Source organism: Maribacter sp. X9, assembly GCF_048537565.1.
GTDB lineage: Bacteria > Bacteroidota > Bacteroidia > Flavobacteriales > Flavobacteriaceae > Maribacter.
This window is the reverse complement of sequence record NZ_CP183215.1, coordinates 962,721-981,161: the sequence shown is the minus strand read 5'-3', so window position 1 is coordinate 981,161 and position 18,441 is coordinate 962,721. Positions and strand designations below refer to the sequence as shown.

At 39.5% G+C, this 18,441-nt stretch carries 17 protein-coding genes; 13 read left to right on the top strand and 4 right to left on the bottom strand.

The features are described 5' to 3' along the window. Positions 1 to 751 precede the first annotated feature (751 nt). From ACNR9Q_RS04175 to hemH, 3 genes are read right to left on the bottom strand one after another with little or no spacing between them, the layout of a single operon-like run. A complete protein-coding gene (locus tag ACNR9Q_RS04175) occupies positions 752 to 2,134 on the bottom strand; it encodes an MATE family efflux transporter (protein WP_419213353.1) in 1,383 nt (460 codons plus the stop codon). Between the two features lie 36 nt (positions 2,135 to 2,170). Continuing rightward, positions 2,171 to 2,944, bottom strand: coding sequence for a DUF3050 domain-containing protein (locus ACNR9Q_RS04170; protein WP_419213352.1), 774 nt, complete (start codon positions 2,942 to 2,944; stop codon positions 2,171 to 2,173). Between the two features lie 35 nt (positions 2,945 to 2,979). Next, the gene (hemH, locus tag ACNR9Q_RS04165) at positions 2,980 to 4,023 is read right to left on the bottom strand and encodes a ferrochelatase (RefSeq protein ID WP_419213351.1); all 1,044 of its coding nucleotides are present in this window, start codon (positions 4,021 to 4,023) and stop codon (positions 2,980 to 2,982) included. Positions 4,024 to 4,199: 176 nt separating this feature from the next. Here hemH and ACNR9Q_RS04160 point away from each other — a divergent pair, with 176 nt between their 5' ends. Together ACNR9Q_RS04160 and ACNR9Q_RS04155 are read left to right on the top strand one after the other, a co-directional pair. Then, positions 4,200 to 5,270 carry a mechanosensitive ion channel family protein gene (locus ACNR9Q_RS04160; RefSeq protein ID WP_419213350.1) on the top strand — a complete coding sequence of 357 codons (1,071 nt, stop codon included), beginning with the start codon at positions 4,200 to 4,202 and terminating at the stop codon, positions 5,268 to 5,270. Between the two features lie 9 nt (positions 5,271 to 5,279). Next, entirely contained in the window at positions 5,280 to 6,122 is an 843-nt protein-coding gene (locus ACNR9Q_RS04155) for an N-acetylmuramoyl-L-alanine amidase-like domain-containing protein (protein WP_419213349.1), read from the top strand. An 8-nt stretch (positions 6,123 to 6,130) separates the two neighbouring features. On the opposite strand, the gene ACNR9Q_RS04150 is transcribed toward ACNR9Q_RS04155, so the two are convergent. Next, entirely contained in the window at positions 6,131 to 7,021 is an 891-nt protein-coding gene (locus tag ACNR9Q_RS04150) for a helix-turn-helix transcriptional regulator (RefSeq protein WP_419213348.1), read from the bottom strand. A 191-nt stretch (positions 7,022 to 7,212) separates the two neighbouring features. Between ACNR9Q_RS04150 and hemA the strand changes: the two genes are divergently transcribed. The 11 genes from hemA to ACNR9Q_RS04095 are packed head-to-tail and all read left to right on the top strand — an operon-like array spanning position 7,213 to position 18,421. After that, positions 7,213 to 8,466, top strand: coding sequence for a glutamyl-tRNA reductase (hemA, locus tag ACNR9Q_RS04145; protein WP_419213347.1), 1,254 nt, complete (start codon positions 7,213 to 7,215; stop codon positions 8,464 to 8,466). Beyond that, positions 8,466 to 10,046, top strand: a complete 1,581-nt coding sequence (hemC, locus tag ACNR9Q_RS04140) for a hydroxymethylbilane synthase (RefSeq protein ID WP_419213346.1) — start codon at positions 8,466 to 8,468, stop codon at positions 10,044 to 10,046. The genes hemA and hemC overlap by 1 nt, the downstream gene beginning before the upstream one ends. 37 nt (positions 10,047 to 10,083) lie before the next feature. Beyond that, on the top strand, positions 10,084 to 10,440 hold the full coding sequence (locus ACNR9Q_RS04135) for a four helix bundle protein (protein ID WP_419213345.1): 357 nt from the start codon (positions 10,084 to 10,086) through the stop codon (positions 10,438 to 10,440). 29 nt (positions 10,441 to 10,469) lie between these two features. Further along, positions 10,470 to 11,495: a uroporphyrinogen decarboxylase gene (gene hemE / locus ACNR9Q_RS04130; RefSeq protein ID WP_419213344.1), complete on the top strand. Its 1,026-nt coding sequence runs from the start codon at positions 10,470 to 10,472 to the stop codon at positions 11,493 to 11,495. A 2-nt stretch (positions 11,496 to 11,497) separates the two neighbouring features. Further along, positions 11,498 to 12,847 carry a TrkH family potassium uptake protein gene (locus tag ACNR9Q_RS04125; RefSeq protein WP_419213343.1) on the top strand — a complete coding sequence of 450 codons (1,350 nt, stop codon included), beginning with the start codon at positions 11,498 to 11,500 and terminating at the stop codon, positions 12,845 to 12,847. Between the two features lie 14 nt (positions 12,848 to 12,861). Continuing rightward, positions 12,862 to 13,404 (top strand): GNAT family N-acetyltransferase, encoded by a 543-nt coding sequence (locus ACNR9Q_RS04120; RefSeq protein WP_419213342.1) that lies wholly within the window; start codon positions 12,862 to 12,864, stop codon positions 13,402 to 13,404. Continuing rightward, complete coding sequence (gene hemF / locus ACNR9Q_RS04115) at positions 13,394 to 14,296, top strand: oxygen-dependent coproporphyrinogen oxidase (RefSeq protein WP_419213341.1); 903 nt, start codon at positions 13,394 to 13,396, stop codon at positions 14,294 to 14,296. The genes ACNR9Q_RS04120 and hemF overlap by 11 nt, the downstream gene beginning before the upstream one ends. Next, on the top strand, positions 14,287 to 15,234 hold the full coding sequence (locus tag ACNR9Q_RS04110; RefSeq protein WP_419213340.1) for a DUF4421 family protein: 948 nt from the start codon (positions 14,287 to 14,289) through the stop codon (positions 15,232 to 15,234). Before hemF ends, ACNR9Q_RS04110 begins: the two co-directional genes overlap by 10 nt. Before the next feature lie 10 nt (positions 15,235 to 15,244). Further along, positions 15,245 to 16,033 carry a PhzF family phenazine biosynthesis protein gene (locus ACNR9Q_RS04105; protein WP_419213339.1) on the top strand — a complete coding sequence of 263 codons (789 nt, stop codon included), beginning with the start codon at positions 15,245 to 15,247 and terminating at the stop codon, positions 16,031 to 16,033. Between the two features lie 15 nt (positions 16,034 to 16,048). Continuing rightward, on the top strand, positions 16,049 to 17,038 hold the full coding sequence (gene hemB / locus ACNR9Q_RS04100; protein WP_419213338.1) for a porphobilinogen synthase: 990 nt from the start codon (positions 16,049 to 16,051) through the stop codon (positions 17,036 to 17,038). 39 nt (positions 17,039 to 17,077) lie between these two features. Beyond that, entirely contained in the window at positions 17,078 to 18,421 is a 1,344-nt protein-coding gene (locus ACNR9Q_RS04095) for a serine hydrolase domain-containing protein (protein WP_419213337.1), read from the top strand. The last annotated feature ends 20 nt before the right edge of the window (positions 18,422 to 18,441 follow it).

Sequence of the window (18,441 nt, the reverse complement as noted above, 5' to 3'; positions counted from 1 at the left end):
AAAAGGCAATGTCCTAAATATAAGCTATTTGGAGAAGACTCTTAAACCATTGGCATTAGTAGTATCGATAGCGGCATTGTCTAAACCTCTTGCATCAAAAATAAAATGGATACGATAAATATCGTATTTAGAAAAGATAATGGGTTTAATACTTTTCAGTTAGCACATCAAATAAAATAGAAATTCTAAAGAAGGAGGGTTTCAAATTTATATGTGCCATATCATCACTGAAGTGTGCTGTAAAACAATGGTATTTTAAGTCGATAAAAACATTAATATGAAAATACGTTACGTAATATTAATGCCAATACGCCGCTAGCTAAAACATTAACTCAAGATTAATGATTTTCGATAAAATCAAAGAAGTTTTTATCAAAAACCAAAAATGGATATAAAAAACAAAAAATTATCATCCCCTTTTTTGGCTTCCATCTAAAAAATAAGGATTGTAAGAAGTTTCTAAACCATCAGAAAAACTCCATTGAAAAGGACTGGACCGAGTTTAAACTCGCTTATCAACAGATATGGAATTAATGCACACTAATTAATCTTAATCCTTTTAGTTGGATTTTTTTTTGGTATTCATTTTAAGCAGAGTAGCGTAATATGCTTTATCCTTTATTAATTGAAAAAGCTGAAAAATCCAAACTACAGAGGTAATTGCTATGAGTAAGAAAAGTATAAGTATTCTGTTTTGATTTCTAAATTTACTTACGGAATTTGTTCAGCAAGGTTCGGTTTGAATATAAATCTATTCTAAAACCAATGTTCTATTGATCTCCTTTTTTAAATAATACCCCGTCACAATGGTAGCCAAGACATCGGCTATCGGGAATGAAATCCAAACACCCAGTTCACCCATATACTTAGGCAAAATAAGAATTAACGGGATAAAGAAAAATCCTTGTCGGCATAATGTTAATAACAAAGCGGGAATTGCTTTTCCAATAGCCTGAAAATACGCTGCACCTATCAGTTGTAAGGCAATGATAGGGGTGGCGGCAAAGACCCAGCGCATGGCTGAAGGAGTGTTTTCTAATACAAATTTATTGGTAGCGATTTCCATTGCGGTCATATCTGGTTTATGACTAAGAAAAAGTCCGGCAATTTCGCCAGGGAAAATCATCAATCCGGCAAAAACGATAGTAGCCAAAATCGCCGCATAGGTAATCGCCGTATAGATGGATTCCTTCACACGATCATATTTTCCAGCACCGTAATTAAATCCGGCAATGGGAAGGAATCCTTGAGTCACCCCAAAAACCGGGAACAGGGCAAACATGAGCATTCTACCGATAATGGCATAAACGGCTACCATGGCCTCCCCCCCCAGATTAAACAGAATATTGTTCATCAGTAAATAGATGATACTGACCACCGCCTGTCTGGAAAGTGTTACGAAACCTAAGGAACTGATCTCTTTGAGTATCCTGAAATTGATGCCGAAATAACCCGGACTCAATTTGAGTTCTGAGTTTTTAGAACAAAAAAAGTAGAGGATATAACTGAAACAAAGAAAATAACTGATGGTCGTGGCCCAAGCGGCACCTTCCATTCCATAGTCCAATACATTGATGAACAGATAATCCATGACCAAGTTGCCAACGGATGGGATAATCATGGCGATCATGGCGAATTTGGGTTTTCCTTCTGCACGAATGACCGAATTCCCCATCATATTCAAGGCTAAAAGGGGCACCCCGTACAATACAATGACATAATAGATTTTGGCCATCTCAAAGATGGAACCTTTACCGCCAAATGCCGGTATTAAACTATCAACATAGGTCAGTCCAAGAACAACCATTACAACCGTAATGAGCACGGTAAAACTAATTTGATTCCCAAAGGTTCGTAAGGCTTTCTCTTTGTTATTAGCCCCTAAAGCCCTAGAAATTATACTAGCACCACCTATGCCGATAGACATTCCAAGAGCCCCGATAAAAAAGGATACGGGTAGCACTACATTGATGGCGGCAATGGCAATGGAGCCGATCCAATTCCCCACAAAAATGGAGTCTACTAAAACATTGAGCGACATTACCAATATACCGATACTGGCAGGAACCGCTTGTTTAATGAGCAAACTGGATATCGGTTCCGAGCCGAGTTGCTCTGAAGAAACGTTTGCCATTGTTTATGATTTTTTGAGTAGCGTTTGTTGGCATCCCTAAGCCAGGATACTTCTTTCCGATTTGATTTGGTTGGCGATATCATCCCATAGGGCGATACGCTGCTCCAAAGCCTTTGTGGAAGTAGTGACAACTTCGTTCCATTTCCATTCCGCAGAACCACATAATTCCGCTATCATTTTTAAGGATAGTGGCCCGTGATCGTCCCCATCCAACTCGATGTGTCTTTTCAAATAATAGGCCAATTTCGGATACTGGTCTTCCCCCGCCTGTTCAATGATTTTCAAGAACATATCCGGAATTAGATCCTCCCTCCCAAAAGTAAAGGCGGCGGCTATCTTATGCGGTTGATTCGTTTGTATCGTCTCAAAAGTAAAGCCCAAAAAGTTTTTCACCGCTTCGTTCAGACCTGTATCTGCAATTGTCCTTACAACCGATTCCATTCCTTGAATTGATTCCAATAATTGGGAAATGCGGTCAGTGTTTGCCCCAACCTCTTCCATGGCATCCAAATACATTCCGTAGTGACTTTTGTAAATGCCCAATTCGTTTTTATCGGTTTCCTCCTCCAGTACGATTTCGTTAATGAACCTGGCGGTATTGGTGTTCTTGGAAGGTTTCCAAGGTAATGTGGTGCAAGTCAAATGAATCTGTAAGGCTTTTAAGAGCGACATAAAGTCCCAAACGGCATATACATGGTTTTCCATGAAGATTTTGATATCCGATAAGGAAGCCAATTCTTTATATAACTTATGGTTTCTTAATTTCGCCCTTAGAGGTTCTAATGCTGATTCTATTTCTTCGATTTGCATAGGCAGTGATTTCTCAGTTTTATAAAATCTTTGTTTTATGTACTTGGCGTAGCTATAATTCTACCCGTCGCTTGCCAGTCGTTCACCCATTTGGCCATGACCTGCACCCAAATTTCATTGTCGTTCATACATGGAATATGTTTATAATCTACTCCTCCTGCTTCCTCAAATTGATGCTTTCCCTCCATGGCTATCTCTTCCAAGGTTTCCAAACAATCACTCACGAATGCTGGGGTAATGACCGCCAAACGTTTTTTACCTTGCTTGGCCAAACGCTCAAATTCATAATCGGTATAAGGTTTCAACCAGGGGTCACCGGCCAAACGAGATTGAAACGAAGTACTTACCTGCTCTTCAGATAGTCCTAAATAGGTTTTTACCATTTCTGTAGTATCATATACTTGATGTCTATAACAGGTATTATGGGCAACCGAATTGACGGAACAACAACTACCATCTATCTTACAGTGAAAACGGGTCGGGTCACTTTTGCGGATGTGTCTTTCGGGAATACCATGATAAGAGAAAAGAATATGGTCATAATCAAAACCTTTCAAACCCTCCTTGATACTTTCGGACAGTGCTTTTATATAGTCCGCATTTTTATAAAATGCAGGTAACGTACTCACTTTCATTTCTGGAAAATGACCCTGCTGCTCTTCTAATACCTTTACCACGACCGTTTCGTAACTTGACATCGCATAATGTGGATACAATGGCACCAAAAGAACCTCATCTACGCCTTTATCTTTTAATTCTTGAAGCGCACTTTTAATGGTCATAGTACCATAGCGCATTCCTAAAGCGACCGGCATTTGGGTATGTTGGCGTAATTTTTTGGTGAAACGTTCTGAAAGGACAATAAGCGGGGAGCCCTCTTCCCACCAAATTTTTGCATAAGCCTTGGCAGATTTTTTTGGTCGGGTCTGAAGAATGATGCCTTTGACCAGAAAAGCGCGTAGCCATTTTGGAGCATCGATTACCCGTTCATCCATCAAAAATTCATCTAAATAAGGTTTTACGTCTTTTGGGGTAGGGCTCTCAGGCGATCCTAAATTGACCAATAATACTCCTTTCATAGCTTTCGTTTTTTTCCTTCGCAAAAATAACACTTGATCATCGATGATATTTTAATTTTTCGCAATACTTTTTCTATACTTCCATAAAGCCTTCCAATAACTAGGCAATATGTTTTTTAAGCTGATTAATTTTAGTATGTTGTAGATGTTGAAAATTTTATATTACTAAACTTAAGATGAACACATTCTTTGATAGCATCCCAAAAAATTCTTTATACCTCTTCTTAACATTGCTTATAGCAATTTTAATTGGCTATTGGCTCATCTCCTTTTTTTTTAGAAAATACGGAAAAGACCCTAAGTATCTGTTACCGGAAGGTGCCTTTAAAAAAATCAGCAGGCCTATCCTTTTAATGTTCACCTCTATACTTGTCAGGTCCGAATCGCTTCGCAACCTATTGACTTTGGAAGAACATGACTATTGGTTCAAAAAGGCAAGTACGATCCTGTTCATAATTTCACTCACTTGGTTGGCACTCAATGTACTGAAAATGGTCAAAAAAGTGGTCATTAGCAATTACGATGTGGGCGTAGAGAATAACCTGAAAGCCCGCAAAGTGTATACCCAGTTCAATATTCTGGAGCGTATTTTTATGTTCTTGATCATTCTTCTGGCCATAGGCGCAGCACTCATGAGTTTTCAAGGAATTCGTGAGCTCGGAGTCAGTATTTTTGCCTCCGCCGGGGTAGCAGGTATCATTATTGGTTTTTCTGCCCAAAAAATGATCGGCACCATTTTGGCCGGTATACAGATTGCCATTGCCCAACCCATTAAAATCGATGATGTGGTTATTGTTGAAGGGGAATGGGGCCGTATTGAAGAGATTACCCTAACCTATGTGGTTGTAAAAATTTGGGATAAAAGGAGATTGATCGTACCGACTCCTTATTTTATTGAGAAACCCTTTCAGAACTGGACAAAGACATCTTCAGATATTTTAGGAACTGTATTTTTATATACCGACTATAAAGTTCCGTTTGACGCCTTACGTTCCGAATTGACCAAAATTTTAGAAAGCACCGATTTATGGGACAAAGAAGTGAATGTATTACAAGTAACCGAAAGCAAACAGGATTGTGTTGAAATACGGGCGCTGATGAGCGCTAAAGATTCTCCTACAGCATGGGATTTGCGGGTGTTGGTAAGGGAAAAGCTAATTACCTTTTTACAGGAAAATTATCCGGATAGTATTGCTCGGAATCGAGTTTTGTTGGAAAAGAGGGATGAAAATGAGGAGAATTCATAATTTAGGGACATGAAAAAAACAATTACCCTTTGCTACTTCATATTAATTTCAACCCTTGGATTTGCCCAACAAATCACCTGTTCTCCAAAGGACAAGGTTGCGGTCGAGCAAAAAATACTGGCTATTCAAGGACTACAACAAGTAGATCTTGGAAATACGATTGTAGCGGTCGGTAAATCTTTTTTAAAAACGCCATATGTGGCCAAAACCTTGGAAATTGGAAAAACCGAAACCCTAGTAGTTAATTTACATGGTTTGGATTGCACCACCTTTGTGGAAAATGTACTGGCGTTTGCGATGCTGCTAAAGCAAAAGGAGGATACATTTAATAACTTTACCAAGAATCTAGAGCTTATTCGCTATAAAGACGGAGCTCTAGAAGGATACGCCTCTCGATTACATTACTTCTCGGAATGGATCGCCAACAATGCCGAAAAAGGGTTGGTAAAAGATATTACCGGCGACATAGGCGGTGAAGAAATCACCAAGGATATTGACTTTATGAGCACCCACAGAGACTTATACCCATTTCTAGCCGACGCATCCAACTTTGATAAAATAAAAGCTTCTGAGAATTACCTTAACAACCAATCCATCTGTGTTCTAGCGCAAGATAAGATTGTAGAAAATGAACACCTGATTCAATCTGGAGATATCATAGCACTGGCCACCTCTATTAACGGCCTAGACGTTACACACACGGGTATCGCCACCCGTGAAAAAGATGGGCGCATTCATTTGTTACATGCTTCTACCGGTTCGATGGAAGTTGAAATTTCCAAACTACCTTTAGCCGACTATTTAAAGGGGATAAAAAGTAATACCGGTATCATGGTGGCAAGACCATTATAATCTTATTACTAGTTTCCTGCCAAGGCCAATAAATACTTCTTTGGGGTAGTATTGTACTTTTTCTTGAAAGCGGCAATGAAATGACTTGCGGTACTATATCCTACTTTTAAACCTATTTCATTGACATTGTACTGACCCGTTTCTAACAAGTTTTTTGCATAATCCATTTTATGGTCGAATAAAAAACTGTATACCGAGTCGCCATAAATCTGTTTGAATCCCTCTTTTAAACGCTTTAGACTAAGTCCTATTTCACTGGCCAATTCAGATAATGTTGGCGGTTCGGCCATATTGGCCAAGATGATTTCTTTTGCTTTCTTTATTTTCTTAACGTTTTCCTCATCGGCCAAATAGGGACATTGTTCAATATCGGCATTCGGACTTTTGTTAAAGTAGAGCGCGATCAACTCGTAAATCTTTCCTTTAACATACAAAGATTTAATCGATGGATGTAGGTTATAATTAATGATTTGACTTAAAATAACGGAAATGGAAGGTGAAAAAGGTTCCTGAGCATAATATTTCTTCTCCTTATTATCTGTACTTAAAAACGGAATATAGTTCGCCTCGTTAGTAAATAGGGAGTGGAATTTACGTAAGGTCATCACTACCGAAACTATAGATGAATTAGCGGCAAGCTCTAAATGCAACGGTAGGTCTAATTGGGTGTTATACAGCAATAAAGAGTTTTCTTCGGTAACGTTCAATGTGTAATTACCTTGATTGAACAAAAAGTTGCCACTGCCCTTTAAACAGAAATGGAACTGGATAAACCTTTTATTGATTTCACGCGAATACTGAAGTTTATCCCCTGATTCATTTTGAAATTTGAGCACATAAAATCCCTCTTCAATAAACACTTCGTCAAATGAACCTTGAGCGTTATTTTTGACCTCCATTTGTTTAAAATAATTTATAACTATTTAGAAAGCGTCTAAATAAATTGATTGTTTGTAGTTCTTAGCATCATAAAAGTATGGCATTTCAACGGAAATATTTCAAATTAGGCCTAAAAATTCTGCCGTCGACACTAATTGTACCGCTAGCGTTATTTTTATTTGATTGACACCCATACTTTTGTATCCGCTTTATGAAAGACTATCATATTTCTAAACACAACTCTTTTTATACCATTGGCCTCAACTACAAGAAGGCCGATGCCGAAGCAAGAGGTAAATTCAGCTTAGACGAAGTAGCGGTTAACAAGCTATTGGTTGAGGCAAAGGAGCAGGGGATCGATGGCCTTTTAGCTACCTCTACCTGTAACCGTACAGAATTGCATGGTTTTGCCCAGCATCCTTTTCAACTTATCAAATTATTGTGCGACCATTCAAATGGTACCGTTGAGGCGTTTCAAGAAGTTGCCTATGTGTACAAAAACAAAGAGGCGATCAATCACTTATTCCGCGTAGGAACGGGATTGGATAGTCAGATTCTAGGAGATTTTGAAATCATCAGTCAACTAAAACAAAGCTTTAAGCGTTCTAAAGAATTGGGTATTGCCAATCCGTTCATCGAGCGTCTGTGCAACAACATTATACAAGCTAGTAAACGTATCAAGAACGAAACCGAGATTTCATCGGGTGCAACTTCGGTCGCTTTTGCCTCGGTACAATACATCTTAAAGAACGTTCCTAATATTTCAGAAAAGAACATTCTGCTTTTCGGAACAGGTAAAATAGGACGCAATACGTGTGAAAACCTGATTAAGCATACCAAAAACCCACATATCACCCTCATTAACAGAACTAAAGGGAAGGCGGAACAAGTAGCTGGAAAGTTCAATCTTATGGTGAAGGATTACGGAGATCTTCAACCCGAAATAAGAAAGGCCGATGTACTGGTCGTTGCCACCGGTGCAAATAAACCTACGATTACCAAAGAACTGATCTACACCAAAAAGCCCCTATTGATATTGGATCTGTCCGTTCCAAAAAACGTTGATGATGCCGTGTCAGATTTGGAGCATGTGACCGTAGTACATTTAGATCACTTATCGCAAATGACCGACGAAACCCTGGAGCGAAGAAAACAGTTCATTCCAGAGGCAGAAGCTATTAACCAAGAAGTCATGAACGATTTCAACCAATGGCTCGAAACCCGAAAATTTGCTCCGGTCATAAAAGCGTTAAAGAAAAAACTAAAAACGATAAAAGACGAGGAGATGGATTATCAATCCAAAAAAACGCTCAATTTCAATGCAGATCAGGCCGACATCATCTCCAATCGTATTATCCAAAAGATAACGACACAATTTGCCAATCACCTAAAGGATGACTCCATAGATTCTACTTCTAGTTTAGAGTTTATCCAAAAAATATTCCAATTAGAATTGGACCAATAATGAGTAAAATAATTAGACTAGGCACACGAGATAGTGAACTTGCGCTTTGGCAGGCCAATACCGTTAAAAAACAACTGGAAACTTTTGGGCACAGGGTACAACTCGTTCCCGTGAAATCTACGGGAGATTTAGTATTGGACAAGCCTTTGTACGAATTGGGCATTACCGGTATTTTCACCAAAACCTTGGATGTTGCCATGCTCAACGGCACTATTGATATTGCCGTTCATTCCATGAAAGATGTACCCACCGCTTTACCTAAAGGCATTGTAAAAGCGGCGGTATTAAAACGCGGCAATTACATGGACATCATGGCCTATAATGACAACGAGGAATTTTTAGGCTCTAGAGATGCGGTTATTGCTACGGGTAGTTTACGACGCCAGGCACAATGGCTGAACCGCTACCCAACCCATACCATCGTAGATTTAAGGGGGAACGTAAACAGTCGACTAGAAAAACTGTATACCAATGAATGGAACGGAGCCATTTTCGCTGCTGCAGGTTTGGAACGTATTGGTCTGGAACCAGAAAATACCATTGGATTGACCTGGATGCTTCCGGCCCCGGCCCAGGGTGCCATCATGGTGGTCGCCCTAGAAGAGGATGAAGAAATTCGTGCAGCTTGCGCCCAACTCAATCATGAAGAAACTGATATTTGTGTAACTTTAGAACGTGAATTTCTTAGGGAACTTGAAGGAGGTTGTAGCGCTCCGATCGGAGCCTTATCCTATATCGACAAAGAAAATATAGTGACCCTCAAAGGTGTTTTGTTGAATGTTGATGGAACCAAAAAACTTGAAGCGAATTTAACCGCGCCTTTAGGGAAACATAAAAATTTGGGGATTGATTGCGCCAAGAGTATTCTGGCTAGGGGCGGTAAGCGCTTGATGACGGAATTGGCCAATGCTGGAAAGACAATTGATGTCTTTTCGACCAAAAAATTGACTCCGGAGCAGCAACAGCGCTTGCATATATCGATTACCTCAGATTCAGATGATTTTATTAAAATCAGTCCGAACCGTATCTCGCCCATTATCCTGAAAAAGGAAATCAAAAATGTTGTCTTTACCAGTAAAAATGCCATTGAGGCTGTATTGACAAGCATCGATGCTGCCGAATTGAAATTCGAAAACATCTATTGTGTGGGCCGAAAGACACGCAGATTGATTCGAAAGAAACTTGGGCAAGTAGCTCACTTTGAAAACAACGCAACCGATTTAGCCAACTATTTGGTAGAATTTATGGAAGGTACCGAAGTGACCTATTTTCACGGGAATTTAAGTTTAGAGGATTTACCCACCATATTGGAAGATAACAATATCACGGTGAACGGCATAGAGGCCTATAGGACAAAACTATCTGGAAAAGCAATTCCGGACGAAGTAAAAGGGATTTTGTTCTACAGTCCCTCCAACGTAGAAAGCTACCTAAAGGAAAATTCCGCCGATAAAATTGCCTATTGTATTGGCGAAACAACTGCCAAGGCGGCAAGAGCATATTTTAAGGAAGTCAAAGTTGCCAAAATACCCACGGTAGAAAGTGTCATCGATTTGGTAAACGAAGATTATAACAAATAGCTTCTGGCTTTTAGCCATTAGTATTTAGCTTTTTGAAATGCGAGACTTCAGAAAACTTGAAATTTGGAAAAATGGCATAAGCCTAGTGAAACAGGTATATGCGTTAGCTGACAAGTTTCCTAAGGAAGAAAAATACGGACTTAAAAGTCAAATGACGAGAGCAGCAGTCTCAATCCCTTCAAATATAGCTGAAGGATGTAGTAGAAATAGTGAAATTGAATTTAAACGATTTTTGGAAATTGCCTTAGGTTCTCTTTTTGAGGTTGAAACACAACTGATCATTTCACAGGAATTACAACTTTTGGATGGCTCCGATATCAAATCGGTCATTGAATTGCTGAATACAGAGGCAAAGATGATCAATAGTTTAATCAGTAAAATAAAAAATAGCTAACAGCCAATGGCTAAAGGCTAATCGCCAACATGAAAAACGACTTATTCCTAAAAGCCCTAAAAGGCGAAACCGTAGAAAGACCCCCCGTTTGGATGATGCGCCAAGCTGGTAGATATTTGCCCGAATTTATGGCCATCAAAGAAAAATATGATTTCTTCACCCGCTGCCAAACTCCTGAACTAGCTTCTGAAATTACCGTACAGCCCATTCGCAGATATGGTATGGATGCGGCCATTTTATTCAGTGATATCTTGGTCATTCCGCAGGCCATGAATATTGAGGTGGAAATGAAACCCAATTTTGGTCCGTATTTACCGCACCCTATACGTTCACAAAAAGATTTGGACAGCGTCATCGTACCCGATGTTCATGAAACATTGGGGTATGTGATGGAGGCGATAAAAGCAACCAAAGAAAAATTGAACGATGAGATTCCGTTAATTGGCTTTGCCGGTTCACCGTGGACCATTCTCTGTTATTGCGTACAGGGCCAGGGAAGTAAAACCTTTGACAAGGCCAAAGAATTGTGCTTTACCCAACCCGTGGTGGCTCATGAACTTTTGCAAAAAATCACCGATACCACTATTGCCTATCTAAAGGCTAAGGTCGCCGCCGGTGTAAATGCGGTTCAGGTATTCGATTCCTGGGGCGGTATGCTTTCCCCAACCGACTACCAAGAATTCTCTTGGCAGTACATTCAACAGATTATAGATGCCTTGAAAGAGGAAACCCCGGTTATCGTTTTTGGCAAAGGCTGCTGGTTCGCTTTAGGCGATATGGCCAAATCTGGAGCGTCTGCATTGGGTGTAGACTGGACGTGTTCTGCTAGAAATGCACGTTACTTGAGCGGAGGAAAAATTACTTTACAAGGTAATTTTGACCCAGCGCGGCTACTATCACCTCCATCCGAAATAAAAAAGATGGTACACCAAATGATCAATGAATTTGGCAAGGACAGTTATGTGGTAAACTTAGGACATGGAATTCTCCCCAACGTACCTGTGGAAAATGCCAAAGCGTTCATAGACGCCGTAAAGGAATATAAAATGGAATGACCATGCGTCTCGATAAAAAGGCAAGCAAAAAATACAAGAAGTTTAAATTGGGGCTCACCCCACAACAAACTTTATTCTATGGTTTTCTAACTTATATCTCTGCAGGATTTTTAATACTTTGTCTGCCTTTTTTACAAAATAAACCTATTGGTTTTGTAGATAACCTTTTTACGGCAGCTTCGGCGGTATCCACCACAGGTCTGCTTACCGTACCCTTAGTAGCTTCGTACAACTTTTTTGGTCAGTTGGTCATTATGGTGATGTTTCAATTGGGAGGTATAGGTTATTTGACGTTTACAACGTTTATCATTCTTTCTACCACCAGAAAAATGACGCATTGGCATCAGAAAATTCTTCAAACGGAATTTACGTTGCCAAAAACATTACATATCAGCGATTTTCTGAAGTCGGTGATACTATTTACCGTTGTTATGGAGACTATTGGTGCAATCTTATTCTTTATCGCATTTACTGGTGAAGGATTTGCTTTTTGGGATGCGTTATGGTCCGCCATTTTTCATAGTGTAAGTGCATTCTGTACCGCTGGTTTTAGTTTAGACCCTAGCGGGTTCGCACCTTACGTGGATAATGGTCTAATCAACTCGGTTACAAGCATTTTGGCTATTTGTGGTTCTTTAGGATTCATCGTGGCTACCGATTTTTATCTGTTGATAAAACTCAAAGTGCATCAGCTAAGTTTTACCACCAAGATTATCGTCTACGGATTTCTGATTTTACTCACCTTAGGAACCACATTGCTCTATTTCACAGAACCTACGCTGTCGCTTCTTGAGGGTAAAGAACGATTTATGGCCTCCTTTTTTCAGGCCATGAGTGCTATGACCACGGTTGGTTTTAATACAGTAGATATTGGTATGTTCTCTCAATCTATTTTATTGGTCACCATTTTTTTAATGTACGTTGGGGCTTCACCTTCCGGTACGGCCGGAGGCATTAAAATAACCACGCTCACCGCTATACTCGCCATTATGAAAAGTGGCCTGCAAGGCAAAAAAACAGTAACCTTTCTAAATGTTAGAATCCCCAATGAACGCTTACAAATTGCGATTTCTACCTTTATATTTTACACTTTGCTTCTGGTAGTGGGCACCTTATTGGTGAGCTACACCAATAACTTTAAATTTGAAACTATTCTTTTTGAGGTAGCTTCCGCCTTAGGAACGGTTGGGTTGAGTACAGGAATAACGGGCGATTTAGACACTTCAGGAAAAATTGTTTTGATTCTGTTAATGTTCATTGGTCGCTTAGGTGTCCTTACCTTTGGTTTGGCCCTTTGGTATAAAAAGCAAAAAGAAAATCCTAAAATCTCCGATGCAGACCTTGCGCTTTAAACAACTAAGATTAAATGCTTACCTATCATTTTGACAATTTCATCATAGAACCTGTACATGAAAAGTATGCATGGCGTATTTGTGATCTTATGACCACAAATTCAGATAGGTTTAAGCGCTTTTTTCCACAAACCTTACAACAGAACTTAACCCCTACCCTCTCTCAATACTTTGTGGCGAATAAAGTACGGCAATTCGCTAAAAAAGAAGAATTTCTTTTTGTTTTAAAAGAAATTCAACATAGAACAATCATGGGCTTGGTATACATTAAAGAAATAGATTGGGTTAAAAAAGAAGCGGAGCTCGCCTATTGCATAGGGTATCAATATGAAGGAAAAGGATATACAACAAAAAGCGTAAAGGCACTTTCTCACTACGCATTTAATGAATTAAAATTAGAGACCCTTCGCATTATTGCTCACAAAAGTAACCAGGCAAGTATTCGGGTTGCTGAAAAATGCGGTTATCTTTGGATAGAAACATTACCAAAAGCATTTACACCTCCAAAGGAGTCTGCGCTCGATATGGAACTATATGTCTTAGAAAATGAAGGATAAATTCTACAAGTACATACAAGAGTTACAGAATACCATTACCAAAACTTTGGAAGAAGTGGACGGTAAAGCTAAATTTCGAGAAGATATTTGGGAACGTTCTGAAGGTGGTGGTGGCCACACCCGTGTTATTGAAAATGGAGCTGTTTTTGAAAAAGGGGGCGTCAATATTTCTGGGGTACACGGCGAACTTCCCGATAGCATGAAAACCTATTTTGGGGTTGAAGATGCTAATTTTTTTGCATGCGGACTCAGTTTGGTCTTGCATCCTAAAAATCCGATGGTGCCCACCGTTCATGCCAATTGGCGATATTTTGAACTGTACGATGCGAATGGTACGATTGTGGACCAATGGTTTGGTGGAGGCCAAGACCTAACCCCTTACTACCTTTTTGATGAAGATGCACATCATTTTCATTCCGTTTGCAAAAAGGCTTGTGACCCACATCATCCTGATTTTTACCAAAACTACAAACGGCGATGTGACGAATATTTCTGGAACTCCCATAGAGAGGAAGCCCGAGGAATTGGCGGACTCTTTTTCGATTATTGCAAAGCGCTCCCCGAAATGGATATGGAGGCTTGGTACAATTTTGTCACCGAGGTAGGAAATAGATTTTTAGATAGTTATATACCGATTGTTTTAAAAAGAAAAAACCTTACATATACCAAAGAGCAACGGGATTGGCAAGAAATACGACGTGGAAGGTATGTAGAGTTCAATCTCGTACATGATAAAGGTACGCTGTTCGGTTTGCGAACTAACGGACGCATTGAAAGCATTCTAATGAGCCTACCCCCACATGTTCAATGGCACTACGACCATAAACCCAAAGAAGGAAGTGAAGAAGAGCGCTTACTGAACATTTTAAAGCGGCCTAAGGAATGGGCATAAAGACTATTTTATACTTTCTAATGCTTTGCCTCTTGTGTGGCACTCTATATTCACAAGATTCTTCCTATATTCAAACCTTTCCAGATAAACTAACCTTTAGAGCAGCACTACAGACCACCTCCAACAGTTTTACCTTAACCGATAAGCAAACCAAGGAAAAAACCGAATTTATTCCCAATGATAAGAGTTATTTAGGACTTTCCGTTCAATTTAGGTCCATTGGGCTCGATATTGGTTACGCTCCTAATTTTCTGGCCGAAAACAAGGACAATGAAGATTCCAAATTGGTAACACTTAACTTTAGAATGTTCTTTGACCACGTCATGCAAACAGTCGACTTTTATAAACAAAAGGGATTCTTCATCCGTACCAAAGATATTACATTACCTATTGAAGACTTAAAGACTACTAAAATAGGTGGCAGTACCAGTTACATCTTCAATGAGGATTTTTCTTTTAGGGCTATAGGTTTTCAAAACGAATGGCAAAAAAAAAGTGCAGGCAGTTTTATTCCAAGGTTATCATACTATTTCACAAAATTTAAACTAGAAGATCCTTTAATAGGCAATTTGACTGAACATTCATTCAATATGGCCGTTGGCCCAGGTTACTATTACAATTGGATTTTTGATGAGAATTACATCGTTTCTGCTGGGTCCACTGGCGGATTGGGATTCGATATCACGAATTCTGGTGGAAAGACCACGATGAACGGGTTGGCCCAACTTATCTTTAGGTTATCCGGCGGTTATAACTCAGCATCTTTTTTTAGCGGTATTAACATTAACACGCAACTGCTAAGCAGTACTTCTTTAGACAATTTTGTAATGGACGATTCCATCAGCTTTCTAGAGCTTTATATTGGATATCGTTTCGATGCCCCAAAAAAATGGATCGAAAAAGCCAAAGAGATAAATCGTAAATTTGGGTGGGATTAACCGAATGATAATGAAGCAAAAAATATTTCAAATCGATGCTTTTACGCAAACCATTTTTGGAGGTAACCCAGCAGCAGTGTGTATTCTTGATTCGTGGATTTCAGCTGAACTGATGCAAAATATTGCGGCAGAAAATAATTTAGCAGAAACAGCCTTTACAGTTCAAAAAGCAAACCACTACGAGCTCCGTTGGTTCACACCCGAATTGGAGGTCGACCTTTGTGGACATGCAACATTAGCCGCCGCCTTTGTGCTATTTAACCACTATGGGCATAAAGAAAATACACTTCGGTTCATTTCTCCCCGAAGCGGCGAGCTAATCGTTCAAAGGAACGGCGACGGAAGCATGACCATCGATTTCCCTGCAGACGACCTGAAACCTGTAACATCCCATGAAAAAATGAATACAGCCATCGGTAAAGTTCCCTTGAAAACCTTCAAGGGAAAAACAGATTACCTCCTTATTTATGAGTCTCAAGAAATAATAGAGAACATACAGCCGAATTTCCGCCTCCTGAACGAGTTGGATTGTAGGGGCGTTATTGTTTCCGCCTCGGGAACTAACGTTGATTTTGTATCCCGGTTTTTCGCCCCACAGTGCGGAATTCCAGAAGACCCGGTAACTGGTTCGGCCCATACGACCTTAACCCCGTATTGGTCTAAAGAATTAGGAAAAACAAAACTAACCGCCCAACAATTATCCCAAAGGGGAGGTGATTTAAAATGTGAGGATTTAGGGAAGCGAATTAAAATAACCGGCCATGCGGCTTGTTATTTAACCGGAGAAATAGAAATTTAAAACATAATATAAAAAATGTATCCACTTATTAGAAATAGAAGATTACGAAGTTCTGAAGCTATTCGTCATCTGGTTCGAGAAACAATAATTACACCAAGTGATTTTCTTGTACCGCTCTTTGTAGTTGAAGGAAAAGGAATTAAGGAAGAAATTCCCTCCATGCCCAATTACTATCGCTTAAGCTTAGATAATCTTGAAAAAGAAGTTAAAGAACTTTGGAAAATGGGCCTATGTTCCGTTCTCTTATTTGTTAAGGTTCCCGATAACTTGAAAGATAATAAAGGCTCGGAAGCGCTCAATGAAAACGGATTGATGCAAAAGGCGATTAAAACGGTAAAAAACGCCTGTCCAGAGATGCTGGTGATGACCGATGTTGCGTTGGATCCCTACTCCTCTTATGGCCATGACGGTATTGTGGCCAATGGAAAGGTACTTAATGATGAAAGCGTAGAGGTTTTGACCGAGATGAGCCTTTCGCACGCTAAGGCAGGAGCTGACTTCGTAGCGCCGAGTGATATGATGGACGGTCGTATTCTCAGCATAAGAGAAGCCCTAGAAGATGAAGGGTTAATCAATACAGGCATTATGGCCTACAGTGCCAAATACGCAAGTGCATTTTATGGCCCGTTTAGAGATGCCTTGGATTCCGCCCCGGTCGATTTAAAAGATGTACCCAAAGATAAAAGAAGCTACCAAATGGATTCCGCAAATAGATTCGAGGCCATAAGGGAAACCCAAATGGATATTGAGGAAGGCGCGGATATTGTAATGGTAAAGCCAGGCCTATGTTATTTAGACATTGTACGCGAAATCCGCAATGAAGTAGATGTGCCCGTTGCTGTCTATCAAGTATCTGGAGAATATGCTATGGTAAAAGCAGCCTCCGAAAGGGGCTGGCTCGATCATGATGCTGTAATGATGGAACAATTGATAGCCATTAAAAGGGCCGGAGCAACCATTATTGCAAGTTATTTTGCAAAGGATGCTGTGAAGTTAATGGGTTAAAAGTCCATTTGATTGTCATTTCAAATTATAAAAAATCTCATGCGAACATCTTTAATTATACTCTTTGGGTTTTTAAGTTTAGGATTACAAAGCCAAGAAAATAGGCAGAAGAAGCTTTCAGTTTCAAAAGGGCATGGCCTACAAAAATCGTATATTTCTAGCTATCATTTAGATTCACTCTTTATTGATCATCAAGTAGATAGCATCATAACAAACGGTATAAAAAACCAAGCGTTTCCGGGAGCGCAGATACTCATTGCAAAAGAAGGGAATATTATTTTTCATGAGGCCTATGGATTTCACACCTATGATAGTATTCAACCTGTAGCTTTGAACGACATCTACGATTTGGCATCGGTAACCAAAATTTTAGGCCCTTTGCCAGCTCTTATGAAACTGGTGGATGACGGTAAATTAGATTTAGACAAACCTTTTAGCACCTATTGGAAACCATGGAAAAGAAGAAAGGACAAAAAAGACCTGACCCTACGCGAAATTTTAGCTCATCAGGCGGGCTTAGTCCCTTATATCGTATTCTTGAATAAAACACTAAAAAATAACGGTCGGTTTAAACATAGATTTCTCAGAAAAAAATCGAATATAAGATTTGAAAATGAGGCATTTGAAGGTGTTTATGTAAAAAATAGGTTTAACCATAAAATGTACAGAATAATTAATAGATCAGAAGTTTCTAAAGATAAAAAGTATCTTTATTCCGGATTAAGCTTTCTTATTTTTCCCGAGTTGATCGCCGAATTGACCGGAAAACATTATGATGAATATTTGCAAGAGGAATTTTATAAACCACTTGGTATGAAAACTTTCGGATTTCTTCCCAGTACCAAGAATTTTGACAATAACATCGTACCCACCGAACTAGACACTCTGTACAGACATACCTTGACCAAAGGATGGGTCCATGATGAAAACGCATCGCTCTTGGGTGGTATTTCAGGAAATGCCGGACTATTTGGAACCGCTGATGATTTGGCGAAAATTATGCAAATGTATATGCAGTACGGTATCTACAATGGGAAAAGATACATTTCAGAAAATACCTTAAAAGAATTTACCAGCGTACAATATCCTGAAAATGAAAATAGAAGAGGGTTAGGCTTTGACAAACCCTATTTTAATAATAATGAGCTTTCCTTGGCAGATGCCTACCCCGCTCCTGAAGTAAGTAAAGAAAGTTTTGGCCACAGCGGTTTCACCGGTACGTTTGTTTGGGCAGATCCAGAGAACCAATTGGTGTATATTTTTCTGTCGAATCGGGTTTATCCAACCCGCGAGAATCGCAATTTATACAGTTTACATATTCGCTCGGCTATTCAACAGATATTTTATCAGGCATTTGAAGATGCTAAACAGCGCAAACCTTAGTATTTTTATTGATATCTTCG

Coding starts and splice junctions, on each gene's coding strand:
- ACNR9Q_RS04175 (WP_419213353.1), bottom strand. CDS start 2,134: ATGGCAAACGTTTCTTCAGAGCAACTCGGCTCGGAACCGATATCCAGT.
- ACNR9Q_RS04170 (WP_419213352.1), bottom strand. CDS start 2,944: ATGCAAATCGAAGAAATAGAATCAGCATTAGAACCTCTAAGGGCGAAA.
- hemH (WP_419213351.1), bottom strand. CDS start 4,023: ATGAAAGGAGTATTATTGGTCAATTTAGGATCGCCTGAGAGCCCTACC.
- ACNR9Q_RS04160 (WP_419213350.1), top strand. CDS start 4,200: ATGAACACATTCTTTGATAGCATCCCAAAAAATTCTTTATACCTCTTC.
- ACNR9Q_RS04155 (WP_419213349.1), top strand. CDS start 5,280: ATGAAAAAAACAATTACCCTTTGCTACTTCATATTAATTTCAACCCTT.
- ACNR9Q_RS04150 (WP_419213348.1), bottom strand. CDS start 7,021: ATGGAGGTCAAAAATAACGCTCAAGGTTCATTTGACGAAGTGTTTATT.
- hemA (WP_419213347.1), top strand. CDS start 7,213: ATGAAAGACTATCATATTTCTAAACACAACTCTTTTTATACCATTGGC.
- hemC (WP_419213346.1), top strand. CDS start 8,466: ATGAGTAAAATAATTAGACTAGGCACACGAGATAGTGAACTTGCGCTT.
- ACNR9Q_RS04135 (WP_419213345.1), top strand. CDS start 10,084: ATGCGAGACTTCAGAAAACTTGAAATTTGGAAAAATGGCATAAGCCTA.
- hemE (WP_419213344.1), top strand. CDS start 10,470: ATGAAAAACGACTTATTCCTAAAAGCCCTAAAAGGCGAAACCGTAGAA.
- ACNR9Q_RS04125 (WP_419213343.1), top strand. CDS start 11,498: ATGCGTCTCGATAAAAAGGCAAGCAAAAAATACAAGAAGTTTAAATTG.
- ACNR9Q_RS04120 (WP_419213342.1), top strand. CDS start 12,862: ATGCTTACCTATCATTTTGACAATTTCATCATAGAACCTGTACATGAA.
- hemF (WP_419213341.1), top strand. CDS start 13,394: ATGAAGGATAAATTCTACAAGTACATACAAGAGTTACAGAATACCATT.
- ACNR9Q_RS04110 (WP_419213340.1), top strand. CDS start 14,287: ATGGGCATAAAGACTATTTTATACTTTCTAATGCTTTGCCTCTTGTGT.
- ACNR9Q_RS04105 (WP_419213339.1), top strand. CDS start 15,245: ATGAAGCAAAAAATATTTCAAATCGATGCTTTTACGCAAACCATTTTT.
- hemB (WP_419213338.1), top strand. CDS start 16,049: ATGTATCCACTTATTAGAAATAGAAGATTACGAAGTTCTGAAGCTATT.
- ACNR9Q_RS04095 (WP_419213337.1), top strand. CDS start 17,078: ATGCGAACATCTTTAATTATACTCTTTGGGTTTTTAAGTTTAGGATTA.